The sequence below is a fragment of the Streptomyces sp. NPDC054849 genome (assembly GCF_053610945.1).
Map to the genome: position 1 here is coordinate 36,855 of NZ_JBSGZI010000061.1, position 11,228 is coordinate 48,082.

Here is an 11,228-nt window from a genome sequence, read left to right on the forward strand (position 1 = left end):
GAGCCCGCTCATGCCCGAAGCCGTCACTGCCTCCACCGCCCCCACCGCCCCCACCGTTCCTCCCGCCGCAGGCGGCGAACCGGACGTGGCCGCCCTGCACCAGCTGTGCCGCGACCTGGCCGAGGCCGCCGACGCCGTACGCGAGGCCTCCCGGCACGCCTCCGAACTCGCCCTCGGCACCCGGCTGCCGCTGGCGGCCCTCGGTACCTCCGGCCGCGCCCGCACCGCGCTGCGCACCCTGCTCCGTACCCTCACGGACCCCAAGGGGCTGGGCTGGGCCGCGAACGGCCGCGGGCTCGCCCGCGCCGGCCGCCTCGCCGGAGTCTTCACCAGCCGGGAGAGCCTGGCGGTCAGCCTCGCCGTCACCGGCCTCAAGGCACGTGTCCGCGCGGCCGCCGTCGAACACCCCGAGCTGCTCAGCGACCCCGACACCGCACGAGTCCTCAAAGCCATCGAGGAGGACCGGCAGCGCGAGGCGATCCGCGCCTTCAGGAAGATCACCGGCAGCCAGGGTGCCGAGCGGGCCTTCGCGCTGCTCGCCCCCTCCTTCGCCGACATCCTGGCGTGGAACGCGCTGACCGACGAGAACCCCTTCAACGACGAGGCCGGCTGGGAGATCGCCACCGGCCGCACCCTGACCACCGCCGAACCGCTCATGGGCGTCAGCGGCCAGGTCTGGGCCCTCCTCGACCGCGGCCCCGGCCGCGCCGTGCCGAAGCAGCCCGAGCCGGGCATGCTGGAGCGCCTCGACACCTCCGGCACCATCAGCGGATACATCCGCAACATCGGCGCGGTCGGCACCGGCGGCACCCTGCTCGTCCAGCGCGTGTCGGGAGCCGACGATGTGACGCGGTACGTCGTCCAGCTCGCCGGAATGTCGGCTGACGGGGTCAGGAACGAGAGCCCGCAGGACCTGCTCGGCGCCGTCCACGCGGTGGCCAGACCCAGCACCCCGTACTCCCGGGCCGCCACCCGCGCCCTGCGGCTGACGATCCCCACGGGCGCCGAGATCGCGCTGGTCGGCCACAGCCTGGGCGGGATCACCGCGATGAACCTGGCCGCGGACCGGGACTTCTGCGCGCTCTACCGGGTCACGCACGTCGTCGCGATCGGATCGCCCATCGACGGGAAGCGGCCTGCGGACCCGGGCACCCGGGTGTGCTCGCTGATCAACGAGCACGATGTCGTGCCGAGCCTGGAGGGACGCTCCTCGGTGTCCCCGTACGCCCTGCCCGCACAGTTCACCGAGTTCACCTGGACGGACGACACACACGCCTTCCCGCTCTGCCATGCGGCCGAACGGTACGCGCACAACCTCCGGTTCGACGCGCCGGAGGCGAGCGCCCATGTCGACGCGGAACTCACGCCGTTCCGCGGCCGGGTCACCGACACCCGGCTGTTCCAGCTCTACGACCGCTGAGGACCTCACGATGACACACACGAAAGACACGACGGACACCACACCCACGACGGACACCACACGCCCAACAGGCACGACGGATACGGCGACGGCCGGGCCGGAGGGGCCCGCCGTCCCCTCCGCCGCCCTCCCCCCGCAGAGCAGGCGTCCCGCGCCCGCCGGGTACGGCCCGCCCGGGCTCCTGGAGCGCCTCGGCTCGGCCGCCTTCGCCCGGATCAACCGGTCCCGCGACTGGTGGGAGCTCCCCGGCCCGGTGGCCCTGCTGAACATCCGGGTGCTCCGCGACGACCTGCGCCGCCAGAACCTGCACGACACCTTCGGCGCGGGCGGCGAGCGCCCCCGCAGGGCCACCCCCACCCTCGCGCCGTTCCGCTCGTACGACGGCTCCGGCTACGACCCGGACGACACCGACATGGGCAGGGCCGGCACCCGGCTCGACCGCAACGCGCCGCTGCACATGGTCTTCCCGGACTCAGACGAAGACCTCATGACGCCGAGCCCCCGCGAGATCAGCCGGCAGCTGCTCGCCCGCAAGGCCTTCACGCCGGCCCCCACGCTCAATCTGCTGGCCGCCGCGTGGATCCAGTTCCAGAACCACGGCTGGGCCAACCACGGCGACAACGAGAAGGCCGAGCCCTTCACCGTCCCGCTCGCCGCCGACGACGACTGGAGCGGAGGCTGCCCGATGCGGGTGAACCGTACCCGCCCCGACCCGGTCGCCCACGCCGCGCCGGACGCCCCGCCGACGTACGAGAACACGGTCACGCACTGGTGGGACGGCTCGCAGATCTACGGCTCTGACGAAGACCGGTGCCGCTCCCTCCGTACCGGGGAGCACGGCCATCTCATCCTCCAGGAGGGACGCCTGCCCTCCGACCCCCGGCCCGGCATGACCTGCCTCGACCACACAGGCATGAACAGCGACTACTGGACGGGACTTTCGCTGCTCCACACGCTCTTCGCCAAGGAGCACAACGCGATCTGCGACCAGATCCGCTCCCATCACCCCACCTGGGACGACGAGCGGCTCTTCCACACCGCGCGGCTCGTCAACACCGCCCTCATGGCGAAGATCCACACGGTGGAGTGGACCCCGGGCATCCTCGACACCCCCGTGCTGCATCGCGCGATGAACGCCAATTGGTACGGAGTGCTGCCCCGCTGGGTCTCCAAGCGGTTCGGCCGGATCGGCGGCGGCGAGATGCTCAGCGGCATCCTCGGCTCGCCGACCGACCACCACGCGGCGCCGTTCTCGATGACGGAGGAGTTCGTCTCCGCGTACCGGCTGCACCCGCTGATCCCCGACGAGGTGACACTGCGCGACCACACCGGGGGCTCCGTCCGGGAGGTGATCGGCTTCGACGACATGCAGGGCGAGACCACCCGCACCGCCATCGACGCGTACGGGATGAGCGACCTCCTGTACACCTTCGGCACCGAGCACCCGGGCGCGCTCGTCCTGCACAACCACCCCGACGCGCTGCGCAACCTCGCCCGGCTCTCCGGCGAGCACATCGACCTCGGGACCGTCGACATCCTGCGCGACCGCGAGCGGGGCATCCCGCGCTACAACGCCTACCGGCGGATGCTGCGCAAGCGCCCGGTCGCCTCCTTCGAGGAGCTGACCGGCGGCCACCCGGGGGACACACCGCTGCTCGAGGAGCTGTACGAGGGCCGGCTCGACCGGGTCGACACCCTCGTCGGCAACCTCGCCGAGCCCCGCCCGGCCGGATTCGGCTTCAGCGACTCCCTCTTCCGCATCTTCATCCTGATGGCCAGCCGGCGCCTGAAGAGCGACCGCTTCTTCACCACCGACTACCGTCCCGAGGTCTACACCGCAGAGGGCCTGGAGTGGGTCGACCGCAACTCCATGGTCACCGTACTGCTGCGCCACCACCCCGAACTGGCCCCGGCCCTGGCCGGCGTGACCAACGCCTTCGCCCCCTGGAGGTCCCTGTGACCACGATCCCGGCGGCGCGCGCCGCGCTGCGCCACGCCCCCGTGGACGGGCTGCGCACCCACTCCACGGCCCTGCGCCACCACGCGGAACGGCTGCGCGCCTCGGCCGCGGCGCTGGACTGGAACGGCCCGGAGGCGGACGCCTTCCGCCGCCGCGTGGAGGACCTTGCCGAACGCTGCGCGACGGCGGCGGACGGCCTGACCCGGTCGGCCGCCCACCTGGACGCCCACCTGGAGGTCCACACCCGCCGCCTCTGACCTCGTCCTTCGCGGGGAACCGGTGGTGGCCGGATCCGGACGAACCCTCTGCTCGAGTCTGTGAAGATCATCCTTCCTGGGGATTGCATTCATCGCAGAAATCGCAGAAAGGGGGGCCACCGTGAGGAATTCCGCCCCGCCGTACTTCTCGCTGCTCGGGCCGGTACAGGCCTGGCAGGACGAGCAGCCGCTCGCACTGGGGCCGCCGCAGCAGCGTCTGCTCCTGTCGATGCTCGTGGTGCGGCGGCCGGGGGCCTGCGAGCTGGACGAGCTGATCGACGGGATGTGGGGCGAGGAGGTTCCCAGAACGGCGGTGGGCACGGTCCGGTCGTACGTGTACCGGCTGCGCAGGGTGGTGGGCCCGTGCCTGGCGACCGAGGGGCGCGGGTACGCGCTCGGCGTACCGGACACCGCGGTGGACCTGACCGTCTTCGAGGCCGAGGTGGCCCGGGCCCGCGCACGGGTGGCCGCCGGGGACCTCGGCAGCGGGGCCGAACTGCTGGAGGGCGCCCTGCGCCGGTGGCGCGGAGTGCCGCTGGCCGGTCTGCCCGGCCCGTTCGCCCGGATCCAGCGGGAGCGGCTGACCGAGCTGCGGCTGTCCGTCCTGCTGGAGCGGCTGGAGTTGGACCTGGCCCGGGGGCAGCATGCGCGGCTGGTTCCCGAACTGTCCCAGCTGTGCGCGGAACATCCGCGCCACGAGGGACTGCAGCGCCTGCGCTCCACGGTTCTGGAGCGGGCCGGCCGGGCGGGCGATGCCCGTGCGGTGACGGCCACACCGGGGGAGCCGAGCGCAGGAGCGGGACGCGGCGGCGGCTCCGGTGGCGGCTCCGGCGGCGGTGAGCCCCGTGGGTCCGCTGCGGGTGGCGCCGGGGGCGCCGTACGGACGGCTCCACAGCGGGCCGACGCCGGCGCACCCGCCCAAGCCGATGTGGCGGCGCTGCCACCACCCGCGCAACTCCCGTACGCCACCGGCGATTTCACCGGTCGCGGCCACGACACCCGGGACCTCCTGCGCGCCCTGCGTCCGAACGGCAACGAGACGGTGGTGATCTCCGCCGTCGGCGGGATCGGAGGAGTCGGCAAGACCACCCTCGCCCTGCACGCCGCGCACCGGCTGCGCGAACTCTTCCCCGATGGGCAGCTCTACGCCAACCTCCGGGGCGTACGGGAGGACCCGGCGCAGCCCGGAAGCGTTCTCGCCTCCTTCCTGCGGGCCCTCGGCGTCCTGGACTCCGCGATTCCGGAGAACATCGAGGAGCGCGCCGCCCTGTACCGCTCCCGGCTGGCCGGCCGGCGCGTCCTGCTCGTGCTCGACGACGCCCGCGACATCGCGCAGATCGAGCCGCTGCTGCCCGGGTCCTCCGCCTGCGCCGTCCTGGTGACCAGCCGCAGCACCCTGCCGGAACTCCCCGCCGCACTGCGCATCCGGCTCGACGTGCTGGCGCCCGCCGACGCCGTGACCCTGCTCGGCCGGATCATCGGCGAGGCGCGGATCGCGGCCGAGCCCGCCATGGCCACCGCCCTGGCGGAGCTGTGCGGCGGGCTCCCGCTGGCCCTGCGCATCGCCGCATCCCGGCTGGCCACCCGGCCGGGCTGGTCCCTCGCCGCGTTCCTCGGGCTGCTGGAGGGCCGACGCTCCCCCTTCTCCGCCACCGCGGGCGGCGAGGACGGGGTGGAGGCCTGTTTCCGGCTGAGTTACGAGCTGCTGGGCGCGGCCGAGGCCCGGTTGTTCCGGCTCTTGGCGGTGCCCGAGCAGGAGGACGCGGACGTCGCCGACGCTGCGGCGCTCGCCGGGCTCCCCCACGCGCGGGCCGAGGAGTACCTGGAGCGGATGACCGGCCTAGGGCTGCTGGAATCCCCCGCGCCGGGGCGCTACCGCTTCCACGACCTGCTGCGGGCCTTCGCCCGCGCCCGGTCGGCGGAGGAAGACGGTCCGCGTGAGCAGGCGGCCGCGCTGGTCCGGCTCTGCGACCACTTCCTGGCATCCGCCCGCAATGCGTACACCGTCGAACGCCCCGGCCATCCCGTGGCCAGGCTGCTCGCCGCGACGGTTTCGGCGGGCACCCCCGCATCCGCACCCGGGCAGGGCCAGCGGGTGTTCACGGCGCGGCACCAGTCCGTCTTCGCGGTCGCGGTGCAGACGGTCCGGGCCGAACCGCCGTCCGTGGTGCTCGTGGCCGACCTCGTCCTGGCCCTCGACCCGGTGCTCGACGGCGCGTTCCTCTGGAAGGCGATGGTGGAGCCCGCCCGTCTGATGCTGCGGCTCGCGCGCGAGCAGACGCAGACCCGGGCGGCGGGCCGCCTCGGGTACATGTTGGGCGGGGCGCTGTACCAGCTCGCCGAACCCGACGAGGCCGAGCAGATCCTGCGCGACGCGGAGCGCGATGCGCGGATCTCGCAGGACGTGGAGGTCCTGACCGAGATCCGCAACTGCCGGGGACTGGTCCGGTACGGACGAGGCGACTACGAAGAGGCCCTCACCCTGCAGCGGCAGGCCGTCGAGACCGGTGAGCAGTGCGGCAACACCTGGGGCGCCGGCAACGCGCGCGTCTGCTGCGCGCTCAGCCTGGCCGCGGCAGGGCGGCTCGACGAGGCGGCCGCGTACGGCCGCAGCGGCCTCGTGTCCGCGCGGGCGGCGGGAGACGCCTTCCGGCAGATCTACGCCCTGTACGCGCTGGGCGGCATCGCCCGGATGCAGGGGCGGCCCGACGAGGGCATCGCGGGTCTGCGGGAAGGGGCGGAGCTGGCCGCGCGCCACCACTATTCCGCTTTCGAGGTGTTCCACGTGCTGGAGGAGACCTTCTGCCATCTGGCGGCCGACCGGCCCCGGGACGCGGTGCTGACCGGTGAGCGGTGCCTGGAACTGGCCCGCACCAAGGGCTGGCTGTTCGCGGAGGCCCGGGTACTGCGGCTGATCGGCACGGCGCTGGCGGCCCTCGGAGAGCGCGAACGGGCGCGGGAGCATCTGACCCGGGCCGTCGCGCTGCTCGAACCGCTCAGGCCACCCGAGGCCGAGGAGGCGCGCGCCGTCCTGGCCACCCTGTAGACCGCACGGGTCCTGTCCTGAAGTCCTGGCGCGGGGTCCTGTCCCCGGGACCTGCCCTGGGCCGGGCCGGGACGGCCCCGCCCCGGCACCCATCGTTCACCCACCCGCTGTTGATCGCGTTCCGCCACCGTGTGCGCAGCACCGTCGCACAGGGAGGACCAACACGGATGCCGGCACCGAACCACCGCATCACCGTGACCATCCACGCCACCGATCCGCTCAGCCGGGCCGGGGTCGTCAGTCATCTGCAGCACCAGCCGACCGTGGAGGTCGTGTCGAGGTCGCGGGAGCGCGACGGGCTGGGGCCCGCCGCGACCGTGGCCGTGATGCTGATCGACCGGGTCGACGAGGAGTCCGCCGCCGCGTTGCGCCGGGTGCTGCGCGGCGGAGAGCAGCGGGTGGTGCTCATCGCAGGCGAGCTGCGCGAGCCGGATCTGCTCACGGTGGTGGAGTACGGAGTACGGGCCATCGTGTGGCGCCACCAGGCTACCGAGGACACCCTGGTCAAGGCCGTACGTCAGGCGGCGCACGGGGAGGGGGTTCTGCCGCCGGACCTGATCAGCCGGGTCCTGGGCCAGGTCGGCCGGCTGCGCCGGTCGCAGACCGCGGCGGCCTGTTCCGGGGCGGGGGGTACTCCGATGTTCGGCATGGCGCCGCGCGAGACGGACGTACTGCGCCTCCTCGCCGAGGGACTGGACACCCGGCAGGTCTCCGAGAAGCTCGCCTACTCCGAACGGACCGTCAAGAACATCCTGCACGCGCTGATGACCCGGCTGCAGCTCAGCAACCGGGCCCACGCCGTGGCCTACGCCCTGCGCGAGGGCTACATCTGACCGGGCTCGGACCCGCGCTCCGCGACCACCGCGCGGAGCGAACCGTCACGTCCGCGGGCACCCGCCCGCTCCCCGCCGGGCCCCTGCGGGCTCCGGCCGTACCGAGGACACCACATCACATGATCCACGAGATCGACGAGGCGCTGCAACGCCTCCTGCGCCGCGGCGCACTGCCGCAGGGGACGGGCGAGATTGCCCTCGAAGCCCCCACCCGGGAGTGGGCGGCCCGACGCAACACCCCGACACTCAACGCGTACTTGTACGACATCCGTGAGGACGTCGCCCGTCGGGAGCGTGGCGCGTACGCGGAGCGTGACGAGAACGGGATCGTCCGGCAGCGGCGGCAGCCACCGCGCTGGTTCCGGCTCTCCTACCTGCTCACCGCCTGGACCGCGCGGCCCGAGGACGAGCACCGCATGCTGTCCGCGGCGCTGGCGGCGCTGCTGCCCCACGAGGTGCTGCCGAAGGAGGACGTCCCGAACTCGCTGCGGGCACACCGGGAGGCGATCGCGCTGACCGTGGGTGTTCCGCCCGCCGAGTCGCGTTCGCTGGCGGAGGTCTGGTCCGCGCTCGGCGGCGAGCTCAAGCCCTCGCTCGATGTCGTGATCACCCTTCCCTTCCCCGTCACGCCCGCCTACCCGGTGGGGCCGCCGGTCACCGAAGGTGCGGTGGTCACCGTACGGGGGAAGTCCGGTGCACCGGACGACTCCCGCCCCCGGATGCTCCGTACGGCGCTGCGCGGGAGGACGGGTGAGTGACGCGGCGCACGCCCTGCTGAGGCGGCTGGCGGCCCTGCGGGCGGTGGCGACGGAGCTGGTCGCCCGGCGCTCGGCGGACGATCCGGCGGCACACGACCCCCTGCGCGGGCTGTACGTGTCGCAGGAGACGGCGCTGCGCGCCGGATCCGGCAACGGGACGGGGGACGTGCCGCTCGCATGGGACGCGCCGGAGCCGGGGGAGGCGGGGGAGCCGGGGGAGCCGCGGGAGCCGGGGGAGTCGGCATGGCCGCAGCCCCCCGCGGGCGGGGAGTCCGGTCCTGGCGGTGGCGAGCCCGTCGCCGGCGCAACCACGGGACCGGCCGGTGACGCACCGGACACGGGCGGCGCCGCGAATCGACTGGGCGCCTTCGTACGGGACTTCGGGCTCTCGGCGCTGGATCTGCGGATCCTGCTGGCGGCCCTGGCCCCGGACGTGGACCGCCGCTTCGAGCCGCTCTACGGCTACCTGAACGACGACGTGGGCCGCCGACGGGCCACCGTGGCGCTCGCCCTCGAACTCGCGGGAAGCGGCCCCCACCTGCCGCAGGCCCGGGGCCGCTTCCACGCCTCCGCGCCCCTGATCGCGGGCGGGCTGCTCGAGCTGGAGGACGAGGCCCGCCCCCTGCCGGGGCGGGCGTTGCGGGTTCCGGAGCGGGTCGTGGCACACCTGCTGGGAGACGACCGTCTCGACGAGGAGTTGTGCCGCCGGGGGGTCACGCTGCTGAGGCCCACCCCGGATACGCGGGTCCCCGCGCCGCTCCCCGCGCCGGCTCCGGCTGATCCGCCCGATCCGGCGGCCCTGCTGGCCCGCTCGCGGCGCCCCGTCACCGTGCATCTGCGGGAGAAGCGCGGCGGGGACTCGGCCGCCTCCGTGGTCACGGCCCTGCGGGCGGCGGGCCGGACGGTACTGCTGTACCGGCCCCGCGCTCAGGACCTGCGGATCGGACCCCTCCTGCGCCGCGAGGCCAGGCTGCGCGGAGCCGGCACGGCAGTGGTGGTCACCGCTCTGCCGGAGGACCCCGGCGGGCTGATCTCCTCGGTCGCCGCCCCCGACGTCACCTCCGTCTTCGCGGGTCACGAGCCCTGTGACCCGGACTGGACGGCAGGAGTGGCGGGCGTCTCGCTGCTCGCCCTGGAGGCCTCGGCGACCGGATCCGCCTCAGGGGCCGGCGCGTCCGCCGACCGCTGGCGCGCCGAGCTGCCCGGCTTCGAGGGCGATGTGGCCGACGCCGTCGCCTCGTACCGGCTGGGCGGGGAACAGATCGCGGCCGTGGCCCGGACCGCCCGGGAACTGGCGGCCCTCGAAGGCGTCGCGCTCGATGCGCGGCACGTGCGTCTCACCGCGCGCCGGCTGTCGGCCCCCCTGCTCGGACGGCATGCCCGGCAGGTGCGGCCGGCCGTAGGATTCGCCGACCTGGTGATGCCGGAGTCGCCCCGCTCCCAGCTGGTGGAACTGGTGGGGCGGGCCCGCCACCGGGACGTCGTGCTCGGTGACTGGAGGCTGCGGACCGGTGGCGGACGGGGCCGGGGTGTCGTGGCCCTGTTCGCCGGGGAGTCCGGCACCGGAAAGACCCTCGCGGCCGAGGTCGTGGCGGGGGAACTGGGCCTGGACCTCTATGTGGTGGACCTTTCCTCGGTGGTGGACAAGTACGTCGGCGAGACCGAGAAGAACCTCGAACGGATCTTCTCGGAGGCGGACCGCACCGACGCGGTACTCCTCTTCGACGAGGCGGACGCCGTCTTCGGAAAGCGCTCACGGGTACAGGGCGGGAACGACCGGTACGCGAACCTGGAGAGCGCCTACCTGCTGCAGCGGCTGGAGTCCTTCGACGGCATCGCCGTCCTCACCACCAACCTGCGCGCCAACGTGGACGAGGCTTTCACCCGGCGGCTGGACCTGGTGGTGGACTTCCCCTTCCCCGACGCCGAGCTGCGCGCGCGACTGTGGCGCCAGGCTTTGGCCGGGGCGCCGACCGAGCCCGGCATCGAAGCCGGACTCGAGCGGTGCGCGGCGCAGTTCGAACTCGCCGGCGGCTCGATCCGGTCGGCCGCCCTCACCGCGTGCTACGCGGCCCGCGTACGGGGCGACGGTCCGGTGACCGCCGACGACGTACGGGACGGGGCGAGGCGAGAGTACGTCAAGGCGGGCCGCCTGGTGCCGGGGAACGCCGACGCCTGGGCCCCGTGACGGGCAGGTGCGGGAAAGCCCCGTGACGGGCAGGTGCGGGAAAGTCCCGGGCGGTCCGCCGCCCGGGACTTCGCTCAACGTCCCGGGCGTCCGGTGCCGTTGACGGACCCACCGAGCAGGGCGTTGACGGTCTGCGTGTCGGCGACGCCCGTCACCGGAAGCTTTACGGACTGCTGGTACTCGCGCACCCGGTCGCGGATCTTGGCGTCGAAGGTGGTCGGGGCTGCCTTCTGCCCGCCCGACGTGAAGTAGTCGACGCCGAGCTGGGCGAACGCCCGGTCCGCCTGGAGGTCGCTGTCGGAGATGCTGGCCTGCGTGGCCCAGCGCAAGGCCGCGTCGAGCCGGGTGACCTCGAAGTTCTTCGACCCGTACGTCAGGCGGTCGGCGGTGACGCCCTGCATCCACAGGGAGGGGAGCGTGGCGCGGCCGAGTGTGCCCAGGGGGTCGGTGGCGGTCAGGGCGCGGGTGGTCTTCCGGTCGGCCATGACCGCGTTCTGGTAGCAGATGAGCGAGGCCTCGGTCTGCGGGTCGATCACACCCTCCTTCCACTGTCCCTTGAGGGTGCAGACGTTGTTGCCGAGTGCGGCCAGCCGTCGCTGGGCGAAATGGACGGCGACGTCGGCCTGGTAGCCGGCCCGCCAGGGCGGTCCCTGCTTCGCGGTCTGCGGGCTTCCTGCCGGGGGCGGCGCGCCGCCGCCCCCGCCCGGCTGGCTCCCACCACCCACGCCCCCGGCGGCCGCCCCGCCGACGTCGCCGCCCCCCGGTG

At 73.8% G+C, this 11,228-nt stretch carries 8 protein-coding genes; 7 read left to right on the plus strand and 1 reads right to left on the minus strand.

Annotated elements, in window-relative coordinates; translation table 11 throughout:
* Positions 1-10 precede the first annotated feature (10 nt).
* The 7 genes from ACWGIF_RS24195 to ACWGIF_RS24225 all read left to right on the plus strand — a co-directional run bounded on the left by ACWGIF_RS24195 (position 11) and on the right by ACWGIF_RS24225 (position 10,462).
* Positions 11-1,420, plus strand: a complete 1,410-nt coding sequence (locus ACWGIF_RS24195; RefSeq protein ID WP_453500576.1) for a hypothetical protein — start codon at positions 11-13, stop codon at positions 1,418-1,420.
* 10 nt (positions 1,421-1,430) lie between these two features.
* Positions 1,431-3,380 carry a peroxidase family protein gene (locus ACWGIF_RS24200; RefSeq protein ID WP_453500577.1) on the plus strand — a complete coding sequence of 650 codons (1,950 nt, stop codon included), beginning with the start codon at positions 1,431-1,433 and terminating at the stop codon, positions 3,378-3,380.
* A complete protein-coding gene (locus ACWGIF_RS24205; RefSeq protein WP_453500578.1) occupies positions 3,377-3,637 on the plus strand; it encodes a hypothetical protein in 261 nt (86 codons plus the stop codon). Before ACWGIF_RS24200 ends, ACWGIF_RS24205 begins: the two co-directional genes overlap by 4 nt.
* Positions 3,638-3,758: 121 nt before the next feature.
* Positions 3,759-6,683, plus strand: a complete 2,925-nt coding sequence (locus ACWGIF_RS24210) for an AfsR/SARP family transcriptional regulator (RefSeq protein WP_453500579.1) — start codon at positions 3,759-3,761, stop codon at positions 6,681-6,683.
* Positions 6,684-6,850: 167 nt separating this feature from the next.
* Positions 6,851-7,516 carry a response regulator transcription factor gene (locus ACWGIF_RS24215; RefSeq protein ID WP_453500580.1) on the plus strand — a complete coding sequence of 222 codons (666 nt, stop codon included), beginning with the start codon at positions 6,851-6,853 and terminating at the stop codon, positions 7,514-7,516.
* Positions 7,517-7,635: 119 nt separating this feature from the next.
* A complete protein-coding gene (locus ACWGIF_RS24220; RefSeq protein WP_453500581.1) occupies positions 7,636-8,274 on the plus strand; it encodes a DUF4255 domain-containing protein in 639 nt (212 codons plus the stop codon).
* Positions 8,267-10,462, plus strand: coding sequence for an ATP-binding protein (locus ACWGIF_RS24225; protein ID WP_453500582.1), 2,196 nt, complete (start codon positions 8,267-8,269; stop codon positions 10,460-10,462). Before ACWGIF_RS24220 ends, ACWGIF_RS24225 begins: the two co-directional genes overlap by 8 nt.
* Before the next feature lie 74 nt (positions 10,463-10,536).
* On the opposite strand, the gene ACWGIF_RS24230 is transcribed toward ACWGIF_RS24225, so the two are convergent.
* Positions 10,537-11,228: peptidoglycan-binding domain-containing protein (locus tag ACWGIF_RS24230; protein WP_453500583.1), on the minus strand; the 692-nt coding region annotated here is incomplete at its 5' end.

Bases quoted from the DNA above. Each gene is read 5' to 3' on its own strand.
- ACWGIF_RS24195 (WP_453500576.1), top strand. From the start codon at position 11: ATGCCCGAAGCCGTCACTGCCTCCACCGCCCCCACCGCCCCCACCGTT.
- ACWGIF_RS24200 (WP_453500577.1), top strand. From the start codon at position 1,431: ATGACACACACGAAAGACACGACGGACACCACACCCACGACGGACACC.
- ACWGIF_RS24215 (WP_453500580.1), top strand. From the start codon at position 6,851: ATGCCGGCACCGAACCACCGCATCACCGTGACCATCCACGCCACCGAT.
- ACWGIF_RS24220 (WP_453500581.1), top strand. From the start codon at position 7,636: ATGATCCACGAGATCGACGAGGCGCTGCAACGCCTCCTGCGCCGCGGC.